General features: G+C 60.2%; 25 protein-coding genes and 1 pseudogene. 1 reads left to right on the top strand and 25 read right to left on the bottom strand.

Annotated features, from left to right (window positions below; all coding sequences use genetic code 11):
• Window positions 1-30: 30 nt before the first annotated feature.
• The 7 genes from pgm to I6J77_RS17380 form a co-directional block, all read right to left on the bottom strand.
• The gene (gene pgm, locus I6J77_RS17410; protein ID WP_204110013.1) at window positions 31-1,677 is read right to left on the bottom strand and encodes a phosphoglucomutase (alpha-D-glucose-1,6-bisphosphate-dependent); all 1,647 of its coding nucleotides are present in this window, start codon (window positions 1,675-1,677) and stop codon (window positions 31-33) included.
• Between the two features lie 95 nt (window positions 1,678-1,772).
• Window positions 1,773-3,425, bottom strand: a complete 1,653-nt coding sequence (gene pgi / locus I6J77_RS17405) for a glucose-6-phosphate isomerase (RefSeq protein ID WP_204110012.1) — start codon at window positions 3,423-3,425, stop codon at window positions 1,773-1,775.
• Window positions 3,422-4,525, bottom strand: coding sequence for a transaldolase (gene tal / locus I6J77_RS17400; RefSeq protein ID WP_204110011.1), 1,104 nt, complete (start codon window positions 4,523-4,525; stop codon window positions 3,422-3,424). The genes pgi and tal overlap by 4 nt, the downstream gene beginning before the upstream one ends.
• Before the next feature lie 17 nt (window positions 4,526-4,542).
• Window positions 4,543-5,283: an HAD family hydrolase gene (locus I6J77_RS17395; protein ID WP_204110010.1), complete on the bottom strand. Its 741-nt coding sequence runs from the start codon at window positions 5,281-5,283 to the stop codon at window positions 4,543-4,545.
• On the bottom strand, window positions 5,277-6,683 hold the full coding sequence (gene zwf, locus I6J77_RS17390) for a glucose-6-phosphate dehydrogenase (protein WP_204110009.1): 1,407 nt from the start codon (window positions 6,681-6,683) through the stop codon (window positions 5,277-5,279). Before zwf ends, I6J77_RS17395 begins: the two co-directional genes overlap by 7 nt.
• Window positions 6,684-7,135: 452 nt before the next feature.
• Window positions 7,136-7,558, bottom strand: a complete 423-nt coding sequence (locus tag I6J77_RS17385) for a hypothetical protein (protein WP_204110008.1) — start codon at window positions 7,556-7,558, stop codon at window positions 7,136-7,138.
• A gap of 74 nt (window positions 7,559-7,632) precedes the next feature.
• A complete protein-coding gene (locus I6J77_RS17380; protein WP_204110007.1) occupies window positions 7,633-7,917 on the bottom strand; it encodes a hypothetical protein in 285 nt (94 codons plus the stop codon).
• Window positions 7,918-9,439: 1,522 nt separating this feature from the next.
• Here I6J77_RS17380 and I6J77_RS17375 point away from each other — a divergent pair.
• Window positions 9,440-10,507, top strand: a pseudogene (locus tag I6J77_RS17375) (IS110 family transposase).
• Window positions 10,508-10,841: 334 nt separating this feature from the next.
• Here the strand turns inward: I6J77_RS17375 and I6J77_RS17370 are convergent.
• From I6J77_RS17370 to I6J77_RS17285, 18 genes are all read right to left on the bottom strand, one after another.
• Window positions 10,842-11,414 carry an AAA family ATPase gene (locus I6J77_RS17370; protein WP_204110006.1) on the bottom strand — a complete coding sequence of 191 codons (573 nt, stop codon included), beginning with the start codon at window positions 11,412-11,414 and terminating at the stop codon, window positions 10,842-10,844.
• Between the two features lie 126 nt (window positions 11,415-11,540).
• Window positions 11,541-11,858 (bottom strand): hypothetical protein, encoded by a 318-nt coding sequence (locus I6J77_RS17365; RefSeq protein ID WP_204110005.1) that lies wholly within the window; start codon window positions 11,856-11,858, stop codon window positions 11,541-11,543.
• 58 nt (window positions 11,859-11,916) lie between these two features.
• Window positions 11,917-12,306 (bottom strand): hypothetical protein, encoded by a 390-nt coding sequence (locus I6J77_RS17360; RefSeq protein WP_204110004.1) that lies wholly within the window; start codon window positions 12,304-12,306, stop codon window positions 11,917-11,919.
• A 451-nt stretch (window positions 12,307-12,757) separates the two neighbouring features.
• Window positions 12,758-12,994, bottom strand: coding sequence for a hypothetical protein (locus tag I6J77_RS17355; protein WP_204110003.1), 237 nt, complete (start codon window positions 12,992-12,994; stop codon window positions 12,758-12,760).
• 550 nt (window positions 12,995-13,544) lie between these two features.
• Entirely contained in the window at window positions 13,545-14,093 is a 549-nt protein-coding gene (locus I6J77_RS17350; protein WP_204110002.1) for a hypothetical protein, read from the bottom strand.
• Window positions 14,094-14,704: 611 nt separating this feature from the next.
• Entirely contained in the window at window positions 14,705-15,223 is a 519-nt protein-coding gene (locus tag I6J77_RS17345; protein WP_204110001.1) for a hypothetical protein, read from the bottom strand.
• Between the two features lie 123 nt (window positions 15,224-15,346).
• Entirely contained in the window at window positions 15,347-15,700 is a 354-nt protein-coding gene (locus tag I6J77_RS17340; protein WP_204110000.1) for a ribonuclease E inhibitor RraB, read from the bottom strand.
• A gap of 59 nt (window positions 15,701-15,759) precedes the next feature.
• Complete coding sequence (locus tag I6J77_RS17335) at window positions 15,760-16,107, bottom strand: hypothetical protein (RefSeq protein ID WP_204109999.1); 348 nt, start codon at window positions 16,105-16,107, stop codon at window positions 15,760-15,762.
• 70 nt (window positions 16,108-16,177) lie between these two features.
• On the bottom strand, window positions 16,178-16,438 hold the full coding sequence (locus tag I6J77_RS17330) for a hypothetical protein (RefSeq protein ID WP_204109998.1): 261 nt from the start codon (window positions 16,436-16,438) through the stop codon (window positions 16,178-16,180).
• 439 nt (window positions 16,439-16,877) lie between these two features.
• Window positions 16,878-17,282 carry a hypothetical protein gene (locus I6J77_RS17325; protein WP_204109997.1) on the bottom strand — a complete coding sequence of 135 codons (405 nt, stop codon included), beginning with the start codon at window positions 17,280-17,282 and terminating at the stop codon, window positions 16,878-16,880.
• Window positions 17,283-17,400: 118 nt separating this feature from the next.
• Entirely contained in the window at window positions 17,401-17,757 is a 357-nt protein-coding gene (locus tag I6J77_RS17320; protein ID WP_204109996.1) for a hypothetical protein, read from the bottom strand.
• Window positions 17,758-17,813: 56 nt separating this feature from the next.
• Window positions 17,814-18,146 carry a hypothetical protein gene (locus tag I6J77_RS17315; protein WP_204109995.1) on the bottom strand — a complete coding sequence of 111 codons (333 nt, stop codon included), beginning with the start codon at window positions 18,144-18,146 and terminating at the stop codon, window positions 17,814-17,816.
• Between the two features lie 58 nt (window positions 18,147-18,204).
• On the bottom strand, window positions 18,205-18,501 hold the full coding sequence (locus I6J77_RS17310) for an immunity protein Tsi6 family protein (RefSeq protein ID WP_204109994.1): 297 nt from the start codon (window positions 18,499-18,501) through the stop codon (window positions 18,205-18,207).
• Between the two features lie 1,382 nt (window positions 18,502-19,883).
• The gene (locus tag I6J77_RS17305; RefSeq protein WP_204109993.1) at window positions 19,884-20,363 is read right to left on the bottom strand and encodes a hypothetical protein; all 480 of its coding nucleotides are present in this window, start codon (window positions 20,361-20,363) and stop codon (window positions 19,884-19,886) included.
• A 68-nt stretch (window positions 20,364-20,431) separates the two neighbouring features.
• Window positions 20,432-20,683 (bottom strand): hypothetical protein, encoded by a 252-nt coding sequence (locus I6J77_RS17300; protein WP_204109992.1) that lies wholly within the window; start codon window positions 20,681-20,683, stop codon window positions 20,432-20,434.
• Window positions 20,684-20,757: 74 nt separating this feature from the next.
• Window positions 20,758-21,096, bottom strand: coding sequence for a hypothetical protein (locus tag I6J77_RS17295; protein ID WP_204109991.1), 339 nt, complete (start codon window positions 21,094-21,096; stop codon window positions 20,758-20,760).
• A gap of 135 nt (window positions 21,097-21,231) precedes the next feature.
• Entirely contained in the window at window positions 21,232-21,459 is a 228-nt protein-coding gene (locus I6J77_RS17290) for a hypothetical protein (RefSeq protein ID WP_204109990.1), read from the bottom strand.
• Between the two features lie 461 nt (window positions 21,460-21,920).
• Entirely contained in the window at window positions 21,921-22,235 is a 315-nt protein-coding gene (locus tag I6J77_RS17285; RefSeq protein WP_204109989.1) for a hypothetical protein, read from the bottom strand.
• Between the last annotated feature and the right edge of the window lie 47 nt (window positions 22,236-22,282).

The raw sequence follows: 22,282 nt of genomic DNA, 5'->3' as shown, positions 1-22,282 counted from the left end.
TGACGTCGCCCAGAAGACCCAAGCCCACGATCAGGCGAGCGCGGCGTCGACGATCTTCTGCGCCTCGTCGAGCAGGCTCTTGAGGTGTTCTTCGCTCTTGAAGCTTTCCGCGTAAATCTTGTAAATCGCTTCGGTGCCGGACGGCCGGGCGGCGAACCAGCCGTTGGCGGCGACCGCCTTGATGCCGCCGATCGCCGCGCCGTTGCCCGGCGCCTTGTCCAGTACCTGTTCGATCTTCTCGCCGGCGAGCTGGTCGCGCTTCAGCTGGTCGGGCGACAGCTTCGACAGCTTCGCCTTCTGCGCGGGCGTGGCCGCCGCCTCGAGACGGTTCGCGTACGGCCGGCCCAGTTCGCCAGTGAGCCGGTCGAACAGCTCGCCCGGGTCGCGGCCTTCGCGGGCCGTGATCTCGGCGGACAGCAGCGCCGGCACCAGGCCGTCCTTGTCGGTGGTCCACACCGAACCGTCGTGGCGCAGCAGCGAGGCGCCCGCGCTTTCCTCGCAGCCGAAGCCCAGCGCGCCGTCGAACAGTCCCGCGGAGAACCACTTGAAGCCCACCGGCACCTCGTACAACTGGCGCCCCAGCCGCTTCACCACGCGGTCGATCAGCGCGGTGGTGACCACGGTCTTGCCCACGGCGGCGTTGCTGCTCCATTGCGGGCGGTGGCGGTACAGGTAGTCGATCAGCACCGACAGGTAATGGTTCGGCTCCATCAGGCCGCTGGAGCGGGTGACCACGCCGTGGCGGTCATGGTCGGTGTCACAGGCGAACGCCACGTCGTACTGGTCCTTCAGCCCGATCAGCCGCTGCATCGCGTACTTCGACGACGGGTCCATGCGGATCTTGCCGTCCCAGTCCACGCTCATGAAGGCGAACTGCGGATCGACCACCTCGCTGACCACGGTGAGGTCGAGCTTGTAACGCTCGGCGATCGGCGCCCAGTAATGCACGCCGGCGCCACCCAGCGGGTCGACGCCCATGTGCACGCCGGCGCTGCGGATGATGTCGAAGTCGATGATGCTGGCGAGGTCGGCGACGTAGCTGTTGAGGTAGTCGTGTTCGTGCGTGGTGGCCGCCTTGCGCGCCTGCGCGAACGGCTGGCGCTTGACGTCCTTAAGCCCGCCCTCGATCAATGCGTTGGCGCGGTTCTCCACCCACTTGGTGATGTCGGTGTCGGCCGGGCCGCCGTTGGTCGGGTTGTACTTGAAGCCGCCGTTGTCGGGCGGGTTGTGCGAAGGCGTGATCACGATGCCGTCGGCCAGGGCCGTGGTGCGACCACGGTTGTAGACCAGGATCGCGTGCGAGATCGCCGGGGTGGGCGTGAACTCGCCGCCGCTGGAAACCATCACGTCCACGCCGTTCGCCGCCAGCACTTCCAGCGCGCTCTCGAACGCCGGCTGCGACAGTGCATGGGTGTCCGCGCCGATGAACAGCGGGCCATCGATGCCTTTGGACTTGCGGTACTCGCAGATCGCCTGGCTGATCGCCAGGATGTGCCACTCGTTGAAACTGCCGTCGAGCGAACTGCCCCGATGACCCGAGGTGCCGAACGCCACGCGCTGCGCGGGCACCGATGGATCGGGCCGGGTGTCGGCGTAGGCGGCGAGCAGTTTCGCCACGTCGACCAGGATCGACTGCGGTGCCGGCTTGCCGGCGAGGGGGCTGATCTTCTGGCTCATGGGTTCTCTGGAGTGATGCGACGGGTGGGCGTATTTCGCGGGAGCGCACGCTGTCCGAAGGGAGTCTCTCGTGGACAGCGTGCGCTCCCGTACCGTCAGGGATGACCGTCGCGCAGCTGCCGGTAGCGACGGATCAGGGTATTGGTGGAGCTGTCGTGATCCAGTGAGGGCTCGTCCTTCGCGATCAGTTCGGCGATGGTGGCCTTGGCCAATTGCTTGCCCAGCTCCACGCCCCACTGGTCGAACGAATCGATGTCCCAGATCACGCCCTGCACGAACACGCTGTGCTCGTACAACGCGATCAGCGTGCCCAGGTTGTGCGGCGTCAGCTTCGCGGCGAGGATCGTGCTGCTGGGGCGATTGCCCTCGAACGTGCGATGCGCCACCAGGGCCTCGGCCGTGCCTTCGGCGCGCACTTCGTCGGCGGTCTTGCCGAACGCCAGCGCCTCGCCCTGGGCGATCAGGTTGGCCATCAGCAGGTCGTGCTGGTCGCCGCCGCCTTGGGCGGGGATCGGGTTCAGCGTCTGGCCGAAACCGATGAAGTCGCACGGCACGATGTGGGTGCCCTGGTGGATCAGCTGGTAGAACGAATGCTGGCCGTTGGTGCCCGGCTCGCCCCAGTAGATTGGTCCGGTGGCGTAGTCGACGGCTGCGCCGTCCAGCGTCACGTGCTTGCCGTTGCTCTCCATCGTCAGCTGCTGCAGGTAAGCGGGAAAGCGCTTCAGGTATTGCTCGTACGGCAGCACCGCCACCGTGGCGGCGCCCAGGAAGTTGGCATTCCAGACGCCCAGCAGGCCCATGATCGCCGGCAGGTTGTGCTGCAGCGGGGTGTGCCGGAAATGCTCGTCCATCGCGTGGAAGCCGGCCAGCATCTCGCGGAAACCGTGCGCGCCGATCGCCAGCATGGTGGACAGGCCGATCGCCGAATCCATCGAATAGCGTCCGCCGACCCAGTCCCAGAAGCCGAACATGTTGGCGGTGTCGATGCCGAACTTCGCCACGCCTTCGGCGTTGGTGGAGACCGCCACGAAGTGCTTCGCCACCGCGCTTTCCTCGCCCAGCGCCGCCACGCTCCACGCGCGCGCCGCGTGCGCGTTGGTCAGGGTTTCCAGCGTGGTGAAGGTCTTCGAGCAGACGATGAACAACGTCTCGGCCGGGTCCAGGTCGCGCACCGCTTCGGCGAAATCGGTGCCGTCGACGTTGGAGACGAAGCGGAACGTCATGTCGCGGCGGCTGTAATCGCGCAGCGCTTCGTAGGCCATCACCGGGCCCAGGTCCGAGCCGCCGATGCCGATGCTGATCACGTTGCGGATCGGCTTGCCGCTGTGGCCCTTCCACGCGCCGCTGCGCACCTGTTCCGAGAACGCGGCCATGCGGTCGAGCACCGCGTGCACGTCCGCCACCACGTCGTGGCCGTCGACCAGGATCTGCTCGCCGCGTGGCGCGCGCAGCGCCGCGTGCAACACGGCGCGATCCTCGGTGGTATTGATCCTGCGGCCGCTGAACATCGCCTCGATCTTCTGCGGCAGCTGGCAAGCGCCGGCCAGTTCGCACAGCAGACGCAGCGTGTCGGCGTCCACGCGCTGCTTGGAATAGTCGAGGTACAAGCCCACCGCCTCGACGGTCAGCGCCTCGCCACGTTTCGGATCGCCCGCGAAAAGCTCGCGCAGGTGCTTGCCGCCGATGTCCTGGAAATGCCGCTGCAAGGCCTGCCACTGCGGCAGGCGGGTAAGTGTGCCCTGGCTCATTTCAGCGCCGGCCCCTTGGACTTCTCGGCCAGCTGGCGGGCCTTCTCGGCGATGCCGTCGAGCAGGTGGTGCCACGACTTGACGAAGGCTTCGGCGCCTTCGCGCTGCAGCGTGAGTGCCAGCTGGTCGATGTCCACGCCGGCCGCACTGATGCGCGCGAGCACCGCGTCGGCGTCGCCGCCGTCCACGTCCATCACCCCGTGCAGCTGGCCGTGGTCGGCGAAGGCGTGCAGGGTCTTCTCCGGCATCGTGTTGATGGTCTCCGGCGCGGCGAAGGCGCTGATGTACAGCGTGTCGGATGCGTTGGGATCCTTGGTGCCGGTGCTGGCCCACAGCAGCCGCTGCGGCATCGCGCCGGCGTCGGCCAGCTTCTGCCAGCGCGGCGAGGCCAGCATCTGCCGGTAGGCGCGATAGGTCTGCTGGCCCACCGCGATGCCCAGCTTGTTGTGCAGCTCGTCGGGCAGCTGCTTGTTGCTGGCCACGTCCCAGCGACTGATGAACAGCGAGGCGACCGAGCCCACCCTGGGGTCCAGTCCGGCCTGCAGGCGGCGCTCGATGCCGCGCATGTAGGCCTCGCTCACGGCCTCGTACTGGGCGCAGGAGAACAGCAGGGTCACGTTGATCGGAATGCCCAGGAAAATCGCTTCCTCAATCGCCGGCACGCCTTCGGGCGTGCCGGGAATCTTCACGAACAGGTTGTCGCGCCGCCCCTTGTGGTGGATGTGGCGGGCTGCGGCGATCGAGCCGGCGGTGTCGGCGGCCAGCAGCGGCGAGACCTCCATCGAGACCCAGCCATCCACCTGGCCGGTCGACTCGAACACCGGCTGGAACAGGTCGGCCGCGCGGCGCAGGTCTTCCAGCGCCAGCTCGGTGAACAGCGCCTCGCCCTGCATGCCCACCAGCGACTTGGCGTGGATGCCCGCGTCGTAGGCGTCGCCGCCGCTGATCGCCGCGTCGAAGATGCTGGGGTTGGAGGTCAGTCCGGTGATCGAATCCTCTTCGATGTAGCGCGCCAGCGTGCCGTCATCGAGCAGGGTGCGGGTGATGTTGTCCAGCCACAGGCTCTGGCCGAGGTCGTGCAATTGGCGGGTCGCTTTCATGCTTGCTCCATGTCGCTTCACAACGGGTTTCGGGGGGAGGTTCCATCAGCTGCCAGGGCGATGACCGGAGCCGCCGGCAGAAAGTCATCAAGCTTACGCCCGCGCAGATCGCCGATGCGAGCGATCGTGATGTCCGGCGCGGGGTCGACCGTTTCGGTGGCGGCCGCGGCGGCGTAATGCCCCTGGCGCACGAACACGGTGGTCAGCCGATGGCCCATCCGCTGCTTCATGGCGGCCAGGACCTGCGGCTTGTCGTCCACCATCACGTAGTGCGCGGCGGGGTAGCGCTGCTGCATCGCCACCAGCATCTGCTGCTTGTGCACGTACACCAGCACCTCGCCCCGCAGCGCCTGCCACAGCCCGGCGCGCTGGATCTTGCGCGGCTGGAACACCACGTCGCCGTCGGACAGGATCACCGTGGTGCCCAGCGTGCGCAGGTGCGCCACGGTGTCCAGCGCATGCGGATAGAGCCGGGTGGCGAACGGGTATTCGAGCAGGTAGTTCGACATCTGCAGCAGCGAGGGTTCGTTGTCCAGCCCGCTGCGGAAACGCTGCAGCGCGCCCAGGTAGTCGGCCACGCCGCCGAGCTGGCGCAGCTCTTCGTAGATCGCCCAGTAGCGTTCGCGCTCGGCCTCACCGAAGGCCGCGTCCAGGGTGTCGCTGAGGTCGCGGCCGAAGCGGTCGTTGTCGAGCAGGGTGTTGTCCACGTCCAGGAGGAACACCACGGCGGCGGATTCGGAGGTGCGGTCGGTCAACATGGCGTGCTCTGCTCCGGTCGGGTGTCGTGCCAGCCCTCATCATCGCTGACGATGGCGGCTGCCGCATCCGGCCCCCAGCTGCCCGGTTCATAGAACGCCACCGGCCCCTCATGGGCCAGCACCTGGTCGACCACCGCCCACGCCGCCTCGACGCATTCGTCGCTGGTGAACAGCCCGTTGTCGCCGCGGATCGCATCGCCCAGCAGGCGTTCGTACGGCGACTTCTCCGGTCCGGAATCGTGCCGCGCCACCAGCTCCACCGCCTCGCCCCGCATCTCCTCGCCCGGCTTCTTCACCCGCATGCCTTCGGCGATCACCACCTCCGGGCTGAGCCGGAAGCGGAAGTAGTTCGACTGCGGCGCGCCGATCGGGTCGAACACCGACAGCGGCGGCGTCTTCATGTCCACCAGCACCTGGGTGGTGGTCAGCGGCAACCGCTTGCCGGCGCGGATGTAGAACGGCACGCCGGCCCAGCGCCAGGTGTCGATGTGCAGGCACAGCGCCACGAAGGTCTCCACGTTGGAATCCGCGGCCACGCCCTCCACCTTGCGGTAGCCGTTGAACTGGCCACGCACCACCTCGGCCGGGTCCAGCGGACGCATCGCCCGGAACAGCCGCAGCTTCTCCGCGCGCAGGGCATCGGGGTCGTTGCCGATCGGCGCATCCATCGCCAGCAGCGAGGTCACCTGCAGCAGGTGGTTCTGCAGCACGTCGCGGATCGCGCCCACGCCCTCGTAGAAGCCGCCGCGGCCGTCCACGCCGAACTCCTCGGCCATGGTGATCTGCACGCGGTCCACGTAGCGGTTGTTCCACACCGGCTCCAGCACGGTGTTGGCAAAACGGAAATACAGCAGGTTCTGCACCGGCTCCTTGCCCAGGTAATGATCGATGCGGAAGATCGCCGACTCCGGAAACACCTGGTGCAGGGTCCGGTTGAGCGCGCGGGCCGAGGCCAGGTCGCGGCCGAACGGCTTCTCCACCACGATCCGCGCATCGTCGGCGCAGCCGGCCTGCTTGAGCCCCTTCGCCACCACCCCGAACAGGCTGGGCGGAATGGCCAGGTAGTGCAGCGGCCGCTTCGCCTCGCCCAGCGCCTGTTTCAGGGCGGTGAACGTTGCCGCGTCGTTGTAGTCGCCATCGACATAACGCAGGCACGCCGACAGCTTCCTGAACGCGGCCTCGTCCAGCTTGCCGCCGTCGTGCTTCGCCGCCTCGACCAGGCTGTCGTGGGCGCGCTGCCGCAGCTGCTCCACGTCCCAGCCCGAATGCGCCACGCCGATGATCGGCAGATCCAGCCCGTCGCGCGTCATCATCGCCAACAGGGCGGGAAAGATCTTCTTGTAGGCGAGGTCACCGGTGGCGCCGAAAAAGACCAGAGCGTCCGAACGAGTGGTCGGCATGAGGCGAATTTCTCCATGAGGGGGCGCAGCATCCCGGGCCTCGGGCGGTACGCGTGACAACGGTGCTGGCGCGCTGATGCACCACCTTCGCACCGAAGACCAAATCTACCCGCAAAGCCTGCACGTCGACAGGTTAAGTTGATGCATAAGATGCGCACCCATCCGGTCGAGACCGCCGCATGAACTTGCATCCTTGAAGACCGGCAGGGGTAGCCGGATGCCCAACCCTGCAGCGCAACCATTCACCCCGCGGGCGGCATGTCAGCCAGGAAAAGCGGCTCCCCGCACTTGGCCAGAGCCGGGGAGTGCCCGTTTCGCCTCTGGAGGCCGCAGACCAGTAAAGCAGCGACAGATGACGAGCCAAGGCGAAGCTGGGCGAAATACCTGCAACGGCGAACCAACACGACTCGCCGGAATGCGCGGCGGTGAAGCCGTTCGCCCCGAACGAGAGGTCAGGCAACGCTGCCACGAAACGTCCTGAGCGCGACGAACTCGCCTGTCGTTGAGCCAAGTGCCATCGCGGCGTACCACCACACCATCATGACGTCCTGCGATGCGGCATGGGGCAACGTAAACAGCGAGCCAAGGAACATGCCGCCAAGCAACAGGCTGGTTACACGAAGGTACTGCAACGGGTCTGCCCACCACCCGCCGCGAAACCCTCGGGAAAGCGATGCGGTGGGAAGACGGGTTGAAGTGCGTGAGCGTGCATACCCGACCGCCAGGGGTGGAAAGACCAGGAGGCCAAAGAAAGAGACGGTTACGAACACCCAGTCGACGTTGGTGTGACCTTGAGTTCTGCCCAGGAGCGACAGGCCGCCAAGAAAGGCGGCTGCGAAAAGCGATAAATACATCCATGGCCACAGTCGCTTCATTGCGCTGCCTGACGCCCGGGAGTGCTTCGATGAAGACTGATCAATTGGGCAGTTCAAACGTGATGCTACGCGCGCTACTCGTAGCCACGCCCGGCCCACAAGAAGGTAGCAAAAAGCTGCCATGGATTGGCGGGCTTGGGGCCAGGACGCACGCCGAAGTCTGAATCCTTTGCCCATGCAGATGCCGCCAACAAAAAGTCGGCGATGGTTTGGTTGGCCCAAGCGCCTTGAAACCCGTCAAGCGTCACTGACAAAGACTCGGATAGCTTCCGGTCGGCCGCGAGCGACTCGACAAATTTAATGAGCGACGCTTCGTCGCCAACCGCTGAGAAAGCATTGAAAGTTTCGTCAATCACCATGTTCGCCTAACGCTGGAGTCAAGCGGCGCGCGTCCGCGCGTCCGCTTGGACGAGGTGTTAGGCCTTGCAGCGCGACTCTGGCACTGCAGACCATTGATGAGTGGCTCGCCAGAAGTGGATGAGCCTGGCGATGCAGGTAGCATGGTGGGGTTGGAGGGGTATCGACCTTGCCGAAAATCCAGAGTGACCGGATGTGTGGCCACGCCACCCCCGCCCACAATGACACCAAGGGATTGCCAACCAGAACGCTTGCGCTCTAAGGCGACTACCGGCGGATGGACCAAAGTGGTTTTGCTGATGAGCTGCCATGCCACCCCACGTTGTTGGGCGACTAGCAAGGCGCAGCCGCCACTACCGCACCAATCCGCGTCGGTAAGCAGGACCACTGCCTCTTGGATGCCATCGCCGTTGAGATCGTGGAGCGAAACCACGTAGGTGCCTAGTACGGCCCAGCCGCCTTGCCCCAAGAACTGACGCAAGCTTGCGGGTGCCGTCGGGCAGCCAGACACCAAGACCGGGGCAACGAGGAAGGACGACAGGAGGGCGGGGAGCAAAGCTCGTCGCAAGAGGTGTCTCTCCGTTGGCCTAACGCTGGAATTGAGCGGCGGCAAAGCCGTCCGCCTCGAATGAGTGGTTAGCGCTTGCTAGGTGGGACAGCGAACGCCGGTGTAAATGGGCCTGAGGGAAGAGTGTGGTACCACTCGCGAATCTTCTTGCCGCCGACAAATTCTGTGACCTCAAGTGCATAGCCGATGCCGCCCCGCTCGATGGCCACCACGAGTCTATTGCCTTGCACGCATGCGCCGAAGAACCGATTCCGGGGAGTGTCATCGCCGCTGAGCGCATCCGTAGATTGGAAGGCTTCACCGCGCTCCGCGATTGGGCCCATATCTTGGGCAAGCGTAGAGCGCGCAGACTCTGGAACTGAATGCCATGTTGGCAGAAGCCTGCAAGTTTCGCCGGCTCGCGCCGCAAATGGCGACGTAAGGAACATGAGGAAAGCAATCTTTAGTATGGAGGTCTTCATGAGCGCTAACGCTGGAATTGAGCGGCGGCGAAGCCGTCCGCCTCGAATGAGTAGTTAGTTGTCCGCCGAGCATCCACCTATTTGAAGCGTTTATTGATGGCCAAGAGGCGCGCAACAACAGCCTCGCCGATTTCTTGAAACTGCTGGTCTGACAACTCCATGCTGTCTAAGTGGTCGTTTGAGTACGCATTGTGAGTAAAGAAGACTTTGTGCCTCCATACTCGATCTCGTGCAGCCGGATCGTCCGCAACGACGTCATCGAATATCAACCGAGAACGGCCATCGCCAAGATCGCGAAGACAGATGACTATGCCTTCCTTTGCCCGGTGAGTGCTATCAGTTTCCTGCGACATATGCGCTCCGTGCATCTAACGCTGGAATTAAGCGGCGGCGTAGCCGTCCGCCTTGAACGAGTAAAAAGAGACTTCCTGCCCTTTCGGCCTCGAAGGCCATGATGGTGTTGCGACACAACCGTCAGCAGAAGAGGAAGTCTCCATGAGCACTATAACCCTGGGTGTGGACTTGGCGAAGAACGTGTTTTCGGTGTGTGCAATGGATGGCGCCGGGCACGTGCTGGAACGACGGGAGCTCAAACGTGAGGCGTTTGCCATGTGGCTGGCGCAGCGGCCAGCGGGGACCGTGGTGGCGATGAAGGCGTGCAGCGGGGCGCATTACTGGGCACGACGGTGCCAGGCGTACGGCCTGCAGCCGCGGATCATGGCGGCCCAGTTCGTCACGCCATTCCGCAAGAGTGGTCGGACCAAGAATGATCGCGCCGATGCCGAGGCGATCGCCACGGCGGCGTGGCAGGGCAACATGCGCTTCGTGCCGGTCAAGAACTCCGATCAGCAGGTGCGCCTGTCCTGGCATCGGGTCCGCGAGGCTACAAGGCCGAGTCGCTGGCGATCGGCAATCGGCTGCGGGGCCTGCTGGCCGAGTTTGGTGTGATCGTGGCGCCGAGCGACCGGGCGCTGTGCCACCTGCTGGCGGACTCCCGGGTTGCCAGCCGAGCTCAGGGAGCTGTTGCGTGATCTGGCCGGGCACTGGAAGCGGTTGCGCCTGCACCTCGACGCGTTCGATGCACGCATCGAGGTGCAGGCGCGCGAGGACGAGCGGTGTGTACAGCTGCGCGCCGTCACCGGCATCGGCCCGATCACCGCCGACGCGGCGGTGGCGACGGTGGGCAACGCCCGCGAGTTCAAGCAGGGCCGGCAGATGGCGGCTTGGCTGGGTCTGGTACCCACGCAACATTCCAGCGGCGGGCATGTGCACCTGGGCGAGATCAGCTGCCGCGGCGATGCGTACCTGCGCACGCTGCTGATCCAGGGCGCCCGCAGCAGCCTGCAGCGGGCCAAGGTCATCGCGCCGGAGAAGGCCACGCCGGAATAGTTGTGGATACGCTCACTCGACGGGCGCATGCCGTTCGGCAAGGTGACCTTGGCCATCGCCAACAAACACGCACGACAAATCTGGGCGATGCTGGCGCGCGAGGTGGACTACGATCCGCACGTCTGCCTCAGCCATCCCATGCACCAGAAACATCACACGGCCAACGCCGCGTAGCCACAAGGTTTCGTTCCATCGTCAGCGCGAAGTGGTAGACAACGGTTCAGTCCGACCCAGAGAGAACCTGACTGACCAGATGGTCCAAACGGTGTTCCGGCTGATCCCCGGGCACCGGACAGTCCGATGAACGAAAGAGGTCTTTGGGTGCGGTTTATACCGAGGTCCGAGTCAGCGAAACCGACTCGACAAGACCGGTTATGACCGAAGGAAATCCCCTTGCGGGACGGAAATGCAGCCTGACACTCGTTGGAGCCGCGCAGCACTGATACGCAGTACGCAGCATCGAACAACACCCTCACCAGCAGTGGCCCGAAAGCTCAGGGCAAAAGCCTCATGCGGCTGGGATTGACGGGAAGTCTCTTACGGAATTGTTAGGTGCCAGCCCCGTTCTGCCGAGTATGAATGTTACGCGCTCCTGGAGGGAGGCTTTGGGAATGACACAAATTTCATAGCCTGCCTGGACATACGCTGAAACAGTTGCCTCATAAGATCTCGCCGCTCTTTCGAAGCTTGCTTGGCGCTCGTGGTTGCGGACATAGATCTCCGGCCAAGGTTCCGCCACAAACACCGTGACGGAATATCGGTAGCGCGCCACCATCTGACGATGATTGTCGCCCGAGTCCAGGAACCGGAACCACTCGGGGATACCGCGATCCAGGAACACGGGTGCTTTTAGAGACAGAGCTGTTTCGTAGTCCTCGATACTGCGAGCAAGAACCGCTTCCATAAACGCTGTGCGATCAACATCAGGAAGCGCTCTGCCACCGCATCTCCGTTGCTCGCGCATGATCGCGAGGGCTGCTTCTGGAACGGTGGCGTATCCAAGGCTTTCCAATGCGGATATGAGTGTTGACTTGCCAGCTCCTGAAGCGCCGGTGATAACGTGCAAGTGTCGGCAGTTCATATCTTGGTTCTGGTGCCTAACGACCAAGTTGGCCGACTCGTGTAGCGGAGCAAATTGGGTGGCAAGCTTTTTCTTCCACGCAATTTTGTGCGGCGAAACGAGTTCGGCTTGAACGCACTGTTAGGCCTACTCGCCGTCGGCTTTGATGTGGCCATCATCGTAGACATAAATCGACCATTCACCGTCGAGGGTAAAGGGATCTGCAGGGACCCAAGCAAGGCGCCAACCTGTCTTCTCCGGCTTATATACGTCATGAAACGAAGTGACGCTACTCAGGAATTGGTCGGAGACGTCGATCTTATGGGTGTGGATATATGAGCGCGCGATTGAAATTGCCTGACTCATCTCGGTCTTCGGTCGCCGTGCTCCGTCGGCCTCTTTGACATGCACACAGCTAGCCAGGAGTAGCGTCGGCAGCAGAAGCAAGGCGATTCGTGAACTCATGGTCGTAGGCCTAACGCTGGAGTTAAGCGGCGGCGAAGCCGTCCGCTTGAATGACTGGTTATATCGCGTGCGGCCCAGCGCCTGCGGCTGCATGTGCTTTTGCTTGTTGGAACAGAGCGGCAACGTCGGCTTGGCTAAGTGCTTGCAGCTCGTTGAAAGCTGCGTCCGTGGCTTGCTTGTTGCCGGTGCCTTCGCCATGAAGCGTCATGCTGCTGCTGGTGTACAGAAAGGAAAAAACGAATGGAAACCCCGGGTTTTCTTGTGACGTGACTAGGACGACGCTCTTGCCGTCGCTGCAGCCATAAACGAGCCATTGCCCGCCGCCGTATGACTTGGTAACTGGACCGACATTACAAGACAGCGGGTTGTCCGGTGCAGCGGCTGCAGCCGCGCACGAAGTTGCACTGAAGGCAAGTGAAAGGACAATGATTAGCGAGGTAATTTTCATGCGACATAACGCTGGAATTAAGCGGCGGCGCAGCGGCCCGCTTGGATGACGGGTTAGAGGGCGCTGCCACTGACCGCGAGCTCGCCGCCTGCACGAACGTCGTGGCCGTACTTGAATGTGCGACCTGCGACTACCCTATTGTGGCAGCTCAACACAACTCTGTGCCCGTTGTCCGAGGGTGCAACGATGAAACTTTCCCGGAAGTTGCCGGACACCACTCGCTCTTGGAGTGTGGCTTTGGAACTAAGAGAGGTGACCGAAAGCCAGCAGCTGGAATTGCCTGGCGTAGTGCCGACGACGAAAAAGAAGCCGTCCGTTGGGCCGAGCAGCCTCGCGCACCCTGAGAGTAGAAAACAGGCTGCTGTCGCTGCGATACGTCTGATGAGTCCCCTAACGCTGGAGTTAAGCGGCGCGCGGTACGCGCGTCCGCTAGGACGAAATGTTAGCCGCGTTACGCAGATGCACCAACAGCGACAACCAAGGCTGGTGAATTTTCGAACTGACGCAACGTGTCTGATAGATGCATATGATCAAAGCTCTTCCCGAGCTGATCCATGGCCTTCGCGGCATGGAGCAAAAAGCCAGCAATTTCCCTGAGCTCCGCGGAGGTGGCCGACAGGGTCGCCTCGGAAAGCTCCAGCGGAATCTGCCGCTCTGGAGTTGATGAGAGATGACCAAAGAGCTTCATGTCAAAGAATCTCCGATACGGCTAACGCTGGAGTTAAGCGGCGGCGCAGCTGTCCGCTTGGACGAATGGTTAGTGATCCTTGCCAAAAGCTTGGCGAAACGACCGCTCATACATATCAGCAGGGTAGACAACAAGCTCGCCACGGATTCGAGCGACAACAACTCTCGCACCCTCCTTGATCGGAAAAGCACAGGGCGATACTCCCTCTGAACGGCCCGGAGCATGCCCCACAAGAACCTTGTCGACAGCAACGCTTACCCTTAGCTCCCCACGCGAGCTGACCCAGCGGTTACTGACAGCATGGCCCACGGCAGCAAAGCTAGCTTGCTGTGCATACGAGACGCTTGGCTCAAAAGGCGTACAGGCCACAGACGCGAGAGATGTGCCGGACAACGTAATTGCGAGAAGCACGCGAAATAGTGTCATGAGCGCTAACGCTGGAGTTAAACGGCGGCGCAGCCACCCGCCTTGAACGAGATGTTAGACGGTTACGATCCAACACGGATGGACGATGCACATAGTTGGGAAACGCGAGTTGCTGGATTGGAAACTACTCTTTGAACAACGGCGAGACACTGAGAGGCTTGCGCGCTATGGCCGCCGCAGCTGCCGCGGCCCGCTTGCGAATCGGAACCATGACGAGCAAGGCCACATTGATGACAAGCGGTACTAAGGCAAGCGCTCCCGCCACGAAGGCGAGAAGGGATAGAACAATCAAGATACCGGCCGGGAAGGCAACTGGCCACCAACGAATGTCGTCCTTGAACCAGACGCGATAGGCGCCAAACGAGTATAGCGCGCCAAGCAATAGCCCGAAGGCAACGCTAAACAGTGCAAGCGTTTGGTGTTCGGTGGCGCCGCTGAAGGAGCCGAGCGTGGCAAGGAAGTTGGATACCGCTGAGTAGCCCATAAGCCCAAAGACACCCGCAGTGAACCTTCGCAAGCGGTCATCCAGGGCGCGCCGACGCATCCGAAGCGCAACTTCCGAGCGATAGCTACCTTCTGCTTCCAATTCAGCCATGAACTTCCCCTTGTTGAGTCCAACGCTGAGTTGAGCGGCGGCGGAGCCGTCCGCCTTGAACGAATTGTTGGGGAGCATCTTGCGGCCTGCCTTGGAGGTTGTACAGCATGCCGCCGGGCGGAGCAGAGGCATCAATGATGCCGGGCTGCAGGGCTACGGTGACGGTGCGATCAAGGATTGCCGTGGTCGGATGCAGCACCTTTACGCGCTGGGCTTCCAAGTACTCCACCTTAATCAGCGAAGCGTTCGCCCAGCGAACGTTTACCCCATATGCTTGATCGCTTCGAGTAGCACTATAAAGTTGAACTAAAGAGCTTGCGGCAGTGCAGCTCGCACCGTGAGGAGCGAGGCATACGTCGTGCGAGAATGACGTCGTGGCGCCACTATTTGATTCGACTAAAACGGCGTCGATCGCACCGTCGGGCGAGGTTGAGCGCGCCACTGGATCGTGCGAGGAGCAGGCTGCAAGGCAACTACCTAGAAGCGTCGAAAGCAACAGGTCGCGAATTCTCACCTAGTGTTCCCTAACGTTGGAGTTAAGCGGCGCGCTGTACGCGCATCCGCTTGGACGAGTAGTTAGCCAGCGACGCGACGCCTAAACTAGGTGTGTTGACCAAGAGTGAAACTACCTAAAAGCTCGTGTCAGCCGCCTTTTGCCCGAATGCGCAACAGTTGAACACAGCGCTTTCCTAAGGTTGAACACCCGGCGAAAACAATCCGTATTTGCCGCGTAGATCATACCTGTAGTCACCCGCCACGGGAGAGCTCTCGATGGACAATACGCCGCGCGTGAGCGAATACGTATAGGTCGGTCGGCCACGGTACTTGGGTGACCGACAAGTGATGCGGTAAGCATCGCCTCCCGATTGCGCGACGCTCTGGCAGGACACGTCGTGGTATTTCCATTGTTTCATCGGCATGGCTTTGGGAATGACGATCTCAAGCATGCCGGTTAGACAGTAGAAGTCTTCGTTGCCGCAATCCTCGTAGTTGTTGGTAATCACGTCATCCGGATTGTTGATGCGCGCATCCGGAGTGCCCTGTATCGCGACACCATGAGTTGTAACGTTGATGACAATGGAGAGGTTGTTTGATCTTCCGGTCCCGTCGTAGATATACCCCGCGACCTGCTCGGAACTGTGCGCCGCCGGGACTAAGCGGAATATCAAGGCAACACCAAGTGCAAGAAGAGTCACCACACGTCGCATGGGTTATTGCCTCCATAAGGGTAGCCAAAAAACTTCACGCAAGTAGGCCTCAGATAAGGCCAACGCCTGAATTAAGACGCCGACGAACCGCGTAGCGGTTTGACGGTCGGCTTGAATGAATTGTTAGGGGGTGCCTGCGCAGACACAGCCCCAGCCAGTGCAGTCGCCGCCGAAGTGCTTGGCAACGTCCTTTAGATAGCTCTCCAGGTGGCTGATATCCGCGTAGTTCGGGGCCATGTAAGGGATTACTGTGACCGTCCATGGTGAACCTGAATTCTCCTCAAGTGGAGGATCCAGTTGGACTTTATACTCATTCTTGAACAAGAACATCCCGCACTCGAGGGCTGCTTGCTCTGTATCAAAATCAAGACTGAAATCGATGTCGCGAGAGATGGAAAAGTCGTCGCCGTTTTCAATCAAGCGCCAAAGAAGCTCCCCATTGTTGTCTTTTGGGTATTTGGCGAAATCGCGATCCATTTTTGTGCCCCTAACGCTGGAGTTAAGCGGCGGCGAAGCCGTCCGCCTTGAACGAGTGGTTAGGCGTCCGTGCCAACGATGGCGCGAGCACCGTTTTTGCTTTGTTGCACACCGACCAATACTAAGGCCCCGCCAAGAAGAAGGCCAAGAGTGAAGATGGCAGCCTTTGGCCAGAACTGTGAGGAATTAGGATCGTTGCCGAAGACAAATGCGCCGAACAGGAAAACCGGCATAAGACCGCCGATGAAAATATTGATGCATGCAAGCAGTATCCACGCAGCTTCCTTCGCTGAACTCCATGAGGCTCGATTGCGCTCTCGAATATCGTGAACATAGAAGCCGGACGAGATTGACAGCCCACTTACGTAACCAGCCCCAAACGCTACAAAGATCTCGACTAAGTTCATAGGCGCCTAACGCTGGAATTAAGCGGCGGCGTAGCCGTCCGCTTGAATGAGATGTTAGGCATGCAGCAAGTCAGTGCCGCGTGCCGTCTTGCCAAGTGTGAAAGACCAAGACGATGCCGTCTACCAATGCCTGCTCGAAGTACTCCAGGTCTGTGTTGTCTTTACTGAAATCCTCGCGGGTAACAACAAAGACGGCGTCAAGAACTTCGATGCGCCAACCAGCTTCTTGAATCTCTTGTGCTGCGCGGTCGAGTGCTTGCTGCTCAGTAGGTGCGACGACCCACACATTGACCATGGCACCGGTAGGGCTGACGAGACTGTCAGAAACCAAGGGACGAGTCTCATATCTCACAAGGTACAGAGGATGCTCCTTGAAGCCTAACGCTGGAGTTAAGCGACGCGCGGCTTTTCGCGCGTCCGCTTGGATGATGGGTTAGGCCTGTACCGTGATGCAGAAAAGAAGCTCACTGCCAGACGCCTCTGGATGATTGTGATGCTCAGCTTGAGACCTGTGCATGGTGCTACGGAACCAAGCATACATTTCGGCTTGAGTCAGTTGGGAAGTGAATGCAGTGCCTTGGTGCTTCATTGAATGCCCGAGCTTGCCATCTGGGTAGTGCAGCCAACCCTCCCAGCCGACAACCACAACGCCCGCTTGCTCCAAGAGTTGTAGCGCTTCGATAGCCGCTGCGAGTGGCAGCACAAGCTCGCTCGGCGAGGCAGATTTGGATTGGAGTTCCGCGATGCTCACTGAAGGCCTAGCGCTGGAGTTAAGCGGCGCCGGAGGCGTCCGCCTTGGACGAGTTGTTAGCCCAAGCCGCGGGCCAACATGCACCGAGAATGACAGGAAAAGCGATTACTAGGATAGAAAAAATCATGTACCACGCGATGTACGCAGCCATAGCTTTTACAGCCATGAACGATACAAAGTAGAAAATTGCGACCAGGAAAAATGTCTTGCGCGCATCTGGGACGCGATGACTAAAGCCCAAACCAAGCCAAAATGCGAAGCCTGAAAAGATCGCGCACAGTACAACGCCTGGCAGATACGTCTTAAGGGTTTCCGGAAGATTGAGGGATGCAAAGTGAAACGGGTACATGGCTACAACCAACGATGTGATGAACACCGACGCAGTGAATGGCACAACATGTTTTAGTGGCTGTACTTTGAACATAAGGGCTAACGCTCAAGTCAAGCCGAATTGCAGCGCGTAGCTCACAACATGGCAAGCTCTTTCTGCCATGTTGTTGGCGTAGCGATGCAATTTCGGCTTGAACGCATTGTTAGGCCGCTCATCGGACAACGGCCCAAGAGATGATCACTAAAACAATAAGGGCGAGCGCCCCCAGCCAGCGCGGGTGAAAGGAGAGGCCGAGGGCGGTAGTCTGGGGAAGGATGCCTGCCTCCAGATCCGCGATGATGCCCGATATTGCCTTATCTTGAGCGACGCGATAGCCGGGATCCTTGACGCGGATATCAGCGTCATGCAGGTAATGCATAACTTCGGGCGGAAGCGCCACGTCTAGCGACTCTGAGAATCTGCGGGCTGAGGCATCCCAGGCCAGGATGTCAGCGGCAGCAGTTGGGGAAGTTCGCTGCAACTCTCGAAGCTGCGCTGCGATTTCTCGAAGTTGGCGAAGATCTGTCATGCGCGGCCCAACGCTGGAGTTAAGCGGCGGCGAAGCCGTCCGCCTTGAACGACTGGTTAGGACTTCTCTGCGATAAGTTGGAACGTGCATTTGTTGCCGTTCGCTTCAAGTTCGTGGAGAAGTGCCAGGTTTTTTGCGGCTGCATATTCGCTTGATTCTTTGGCTGTTGGGGGAGCGGCGGCTTGATGGGTGTCGTAGATCGGATGGACCGGAATCGCGACGCTTCCACACTTAACTGTTGTACCGAAGTAGCTGCCGTAGATTTTTCCAACGCCCCAAATTGTCTGGACCGTCCAGCCGTTATACCAAGACAGAAATTCTCTATGCTCCTGAGCGGGAGCAGGCACCGAAATTACTGATAACAGGGCGGCGAGTAGCAAAGCTTTCATGAGGCCTAACGCTTGAGTTAAGCGGCGGGCGGTACGCGCGTCCGCCTTGAACGAGTTGTTAGGTGCGGCGATGGATGCCCAGGCGCACCTTTGCTGCGTACGGAAGATACCTTTGCTGAAGCTCGTACTGGACTGCGGAGATTGTGCTCGGCAGTTCTTCTGGCTGCCACCCTTCAAGTTCGCGCACGGCGATGATGCCCATGGTGAGCTCTTCGAGGCGCTCAGGTGGCTCAGTGCCAGAAAGCACCGCCTGACAGTACTGCAGCTGACGGAGGACGGAGGTACGCCAAGACAGCTCGTGCGGGAGCGCCTCAACCTGCTTTGCTGCCCATTCGATTTGCTGCGCAGTGTCCATTGCACCTAACTCCTGAATTAAGCCGAGCCGCGAAGCGGCTTCGGCTTGAATGAATTGTTAGGGCGCAACCCGCCCCCTGGGAAGCGATTACCCAGCCAGCATACCGCCGAACATGCGGCAGAACGCTGCCAAGGGCCTCTGTGGCGGTGCCAAGTAGCGCATCGCGGTCGAGGAACAGTGCGAGTCTGAGTTGGTCTGCAAATTGCTCAGAGAAGTAGCCATGCGCCAAGCGAGCAGTGATACAGCCAACCAATGCTTTGGACTGGGTAGGACTAAGCGAGCAATGTTTAAGCCGACGAGAGAACTTGGCGTGTGCTCGGTTGTGCCAATTGCCCCGGCTGTCCTGTACAAGAAAAGCCACAGCTCGATCTATTGCGGTCGGCTCGCATGCCCTGAGGCCCTTTGCTATGGTCAGCAACTCAGGTTTTGTGAGGCTGGTTTGCGGGAGTGCGTCCATTGCGCCCTAACGCTTGAATTTAGCGGCGCGCGCAGCGCGTCCGCTGGAATGAGTTGTTAGACACCACGTGCCCATACGCTCAATTTACACATTGCGTGACGGTACCGTGCCCCGTTGGTTGAAAGCACCCTGTAAACGTGACAGCGCACTTGTTGCCGCGAGGCTCCGCGATACAAACGCTCTGACAATCTTTTGAGTTTTTGCAAGGCTTGCCACCGTCGCTCGTGAGCATGAAGCAATAGTGGGTGGTGTTGCCTGGCATTACCGGAATCCACTCGCCGCTCTTTTGCAAGCAAGCGCGCTCCGTGGTTGGGACCTTGAACTTCTTTGCGTGCGCAGAAGCACCGACTTGCTGGGCGAGACACGACGCCGGCACCGCTACTGCCAGCATGACTCCCAATTTGATGAGAACCTTCATTGTGGTGTCTAACGCTGGAATTGAGCGGCGGCGGAGCCGTCCGCCTCGAATGACTGGTTAGACGGCACACGTTGCGCCGTCGGTTGGAGCGTAACCGTAATTCGCATGGCCTGTACTCAAAGCCGGAGGTAACTATTGGGAAAGAATGTAATCAAGGTGCTCGAGCGCTTCTCTGAGAGATGTTGCGCTCCTAGTTCCCCCACCATGTTCTCCCGTACGGTCTGCTTTCTCTCTCCGCTCTAAGGTGAGCTTGAGGAAGCGTTGATATGTATAGAAGTCGAAGGCGCGTCAATCTTGCTCTGGACATCGTCGGTGAGCGCGCCTGCATTGTGAGCAGTGACAAACACAATGTCTTTAAGCTCTTTCTTGGTGATATCACCCATATGTACCCCCGGGAATCTTCGAAATCGCAACGATACGACACGTGGCGTGATGCTGGCCAAGAGTCAGCTCTGCCGTCTAACGCTGGAATTAAGCGGCGGCGTAGCCGTCCGCTTGAATGACTTGTTAGGCACCGTCACCTTGATAGGTATCCAGAAATTTTCCCACTACGTTGCCTTCCTCTGAGCCGTCAGGGTGCGTGATGAGCCAGTCAAGGAGGTCGGACTCGCAGAAGGTGTATGGGTCGCCAAATCGGTACCCGGAGACATGACCGATTTGGCTTGCGATCCGCCCGGTGATCATACCTTTGTGGATGGCGCTGACCGCGATGAATACTTGCTCGGTCATGCCGTAAGCATCGTGCAAGCGAGCAGTGACAAAGAAGGATTGCCCAATAGGCAGGCCGGCTAGGAAGCGAGATCTTGCCTCCGGATAGGTGGATCTGGCCTGAGCTACGTAGGGAGCCATCGCTGCCTCAAGGGTGCTCATTTGCCCAAGCGGTACACTTTGCGGCTTGTCTTTTGGAGCATTCGGGGAAAGCTGAGGCCCTGTTGCCAGCACCGGAAAGGCTAGGAGGGTCAGAAGTAGAGATAGCAGCGTCTTCATGGAACTCCCTAGTTTTGGCCTAACGCTGGAGTTAAGCGGCGGCGAAGCCGTCCGCCTTGAACGAGATGTTAGGGCGCGGACTCTACTTGTGCGACCCCACCGAGCGTCACGACCCGAACGCCAAGTCTCAAGAGATGTTCAATTGCTGCCGACGCCAGCTTCTCGTTGCTGATATGGAGATCGAAAGCGCGGCCATCTCGGTTGACGTAGCAGATGACTTCGGAGACTGGCGAGCGCTCCACATAGTAGTCGTCTACGACCAATCCCGAACCAAACAGGAACTCCTCAACTTCCGGGACAGGTTCTTGCGGCATTGTCATGAAGAGCGGCCTAACGCTGGAGTTAAGCGGCGCGCGGCACGCGCGTCCGCTTGGACGAGTTGTTATACCCTTGATTACTTAGCCGCATAAGGATCTAACACGCCAAATAGCTTCATTATTGCTTTGCGGTCTTCCTGTGAAACGGTACGGCTCTGGAAATAGCCGTAACCTTGCGCAGTTAAAAAATTGCTGCCTACGCCGAGGTCGCCAAGAAATTTGTCCCCCGAATAAAAATTTGCGCGGACCTCTGCGACGGGCGTGCCGGTGACCGGCGTGGCCCAGTCGGAACCATGCGCTTGAGCAAACGCAGCAAACTTTTGAATTTCATGCTTCCCGCTAATGATCCGAAGCGATTGGTTGCTCAGGTTGGTGATCTCTATTCGGTCTGCGCCATTGAAGCGCTCGAACCTCATGTTTGAACACGGCTGGCTCAGTTGGCAGCTTGCCAAGCTGAGGATGCTTAGGGCGAGCGTTTCCTGCGACGCATAGTGTCTCTCGTATAACGCTGGAGTTAAGCGGCGGCGAAGCCGTCCGCCTTGAACGAGATGTTAGACGCCACCTGCGACAGGCGGGGCCCCCGAATTACCAACCCAACCACTTTCGACGACCTCAACAGCAGCAAGAATGCGCTTTGCAAATGCGCGTGCTTGCGCGGTGTCGAACTCGACCGCACCCTCGAATGGCATTGCAACAACCTTGATGAAGATGACGCCCTCATCTTGCCGTGCCTCACACGACACCGTTTCCTCGTAGGGCTTCGCAGAGTTCTCGGACATGTTTGTTGTGGCGTCTAACGCTTGAGTTGAGCGGCGGCGTAGCCGTCCGCCTCGAACGAGATGTTAGGCCGCATCCGCAGCCCGCAGGTGAATGAACTCTCCTGCCATCTTGCCAGAAAGTGCATCTGTGACTGCATCCAAGCCCGTGCCGTCTAGGCGTAGGCCTGCGCTCCAGCCCCGAGGTATTGCCGGAACAGCCTTACGAAAAATGACAGCGCTACTCAGGCGGAGGCGAACAGGGGTTGAGGACAACTCAACACCGCTACCATCGTCGGAGGCACCCCCGGCGCGAATCCTTACGAGCTGCGTGAACACTGTGCCGACCGGCACCTCGTCAGCATTATTGGTTGCGACGAAAATGCCGTCTGATTCGACCCGGTCTAAGAATATGTCGAGATTCTTCATCTGCGGCCTAACGCTGGAGTTAAGCGGCGGCGAAGCCGTCCGCCTTGAACGAAATGTTAGGTTTCTGGCGTCGAAACTGGCTGACCGTAGAGCTCTTCGAATACATGATCAGGCATCCACGTTTCATACTGATCGGGCCTTCCCAGCTTACGGACAACGACATAGCCCATGAAAATTCTGCCGCAACTCGGTGGCGGCTTCATAGATGAGGTCTCATGAAACCTAGTGAAGTGCATCTTGTAGTCGACGTTAGAAATTTCTGCGGCTCGAACTGTACGGCCATACATTGATGCTGTTTCAGTGTCGATGGCCTTGAAGGTGGCCATGTCTTGTACGCGGATGTACGGACGATCTGGGTTGTACTCGCTCATTCCATGTACCTCGTTTCCGATCCTCTGAACCTAACGCTGGAATTGAG

It is taken from the genome of Rhodanobacter sp. FDAARGOS 1247, from assembly GCF_016889805.1.
In the GTDB taxonomy this organism is placed as follows: Bacteria; Pseudomonadota; Gammaproteobacteria; order Xanthomonadales; family Rhodanobacteraceae; genus Rhodanobacter.
The sequence above is the reverse complement of the archived record's forward strand: the minus strand, read 5'-3'. Positions and strand labels throughout refer to the sequence as shown.

Excerpts from the sequence above, each read along its gene's own strand:
- pgm (WP_204110013.1), bottom strand. The coding sequence starts at position 1,677 with ATGAGCCAGAAGATCAGCCCCCTCGCCGGCAAGCCGGCACCGCAGTCG.
- pgi (WP_204110012.1), bottom strand. The coding sequence starts at position 3,425 with ATGAGCCAGGGCACACTTACCCGCCTGCCGCAGTGGCAGGCCTTGCAG.
- tal (WP_204110011.1), bottom strand. The coding sequence starts at position 4,525 with ATGAAAGCGACCCGCCAATTGCACGACCTCGGCCAGAGCCTGTGGCTG.
- I6J77_RS17395 (WP_204110010.1), bottom strand. The coding sequence starts at position 5,283 with ATGTTGACCGACCGCACCTCCGAATCCGCCGCCGTGGTGTTCCTCCTG.
- zwf (WP_204110009.1), bottom strand. The coding sequence starts at position 6,683 with ATGCCGACCACTCGTTCGGACGCTCTGGTCTTTTTCGGCGCCACCGGT.
- I6J77_RS17385 (WP_204110008.1), bottom strand. The coding sequence starts at position 7,558 with ATGAAGCGACTGTGGCCATGGATGTATTTATCGCTTTTCGCAGCCGCC.
- I6J77_RS17380 (WP_204110007.1), bottom strand. The coding sequence starts at position 7,917 with ATGGTGATTGACGAAACTTTCAATGCTTTCTCAGCGGTTGGCGACGAA.
- I6J77_RS17370 (WP_204110006.1), bottom strand. The coding sequence starts at position 11,414 with ATGAACTGCCGACACTTGCACGTTATCACCGGCGCTTCAGGAGCTGGC.
- I6J77_RS17365 (WP_204110005.1), bottom strand. The coding sequence starts at position 11,858 with ATGAGTTCACGAATCGCCTTGCTTCTGCTGCCGACGCTACTCCTGGCT.
- I6J77_RS17360 (WP_204110004.1), bottom strand. The coding sequence starts at position 12,306 with ATGAAAATTACCTCGCTAATCATTGTCCTTTCACTTGCCTTCAGTGCA.
- I6J77_RS17355 (WP_204110003.1), bottom strand. The coding sequence starts at position 12,994 with ATGAAGCTCTTTGGTCATCTCTCATCAACTCCAGAGCGGCAGATTCCG.
- I6J77_RS17350 (WP_204110002.1), bottom strand. The coding sequence starts at position 14,093 with ATGCTCCCCAACAATTCGTTCAAGGCGGACGGCTCCGCCGCCGCTCAA.
- I6J77_RS17345 (WP_204110001.1), bottom strand. The coding sequence starts at position 15,223 with ATGCGACGTGTGGTGACTCTTCTTGCACTTGGTGTTGCCTTGATATTC.
- I6J77_RS17340 (WP_204110000.1), bottom strand. The coding sequence starts at position 15,700 with ATGGATCGCGATTTCGCCAAATACCCAAAAGACAACAATGGGGAGCTT.
- I6J77_RS17335 (WP_204109999.1), bottom strand. The coding sequence starts at position 16,107 with ATGAACTTAGTCGAGATCTTTGTAGCGTTTGGGGCTGGTTACGTAAGT.
- I6J77_RS17325 (WP_204109997.1), bottom strand. The coding sequence starts at position 17,282 with ATGTTCAAAGTACAGCCACTAAAACATGTTGTGCCATTCACTGCGTCG.
- I6J77_RS17320 (WP_204109996.1), bottom strand. The coding sequence starts at position 17,757 with ATGACAGATCTTCGCCAACTTCGAGAAATCGCAGCGCAGCTTCGAGAG.
- I6J77_RS17315 (WP_204109995.1), bottom strand. The coding sequence starts at position 18,146 with ATGAAAGCTTTGCTACTCGCCGCCCTGTTATCAGTAATTTCGGTGCCT.
- I6J77_RS17310 (WP_204109994.1), bottom strand. The coding sequence starts at position 18,501 with ATGGACACTGCGCAGCAAATCGAATGGGCAGCAAAGCAGGTTGAGGCG.
- I6J77_RS17305 (WP_204109993.1), bottom strand. The coding sequence starts at position 20,363 with ATGAAGACGCTGCTATCTCTACTTCTGACCCTCCTAGCCTTTCCGGTG.
- I6J77_RS17300 (WP_204109992.1), bottom strand. The coding sequence starts at position 20,683 with ATGACAATGCCGCAAGAACCTGTCCCGGAAGTTGAGGAGTTCCTGTTT.
- I6J77_RS17295 (WP_204109991.1), bottom strand. The coding sequence starts at position 21,096 with ATGAGGTTCGAGCGCTTCAATGGCGCAGACCGAATAGAGATCACCAAC.
- I6J77_RS17290 (WP_204109990.1), bottom strand. The coding sequence starts at position 21,459 with ATGTCCGAGAACTCTGCGAAGCCCTACGAGGAAACGGTGTCGTGTGAG.
- I6J77_RS17285 (WP_204109989.1), bottom strand. The coding sequence starts at position 22,235 with ATGAGCGAGTACAACCCAGATCGTCCGTACATCCGCGTACAAGACATG.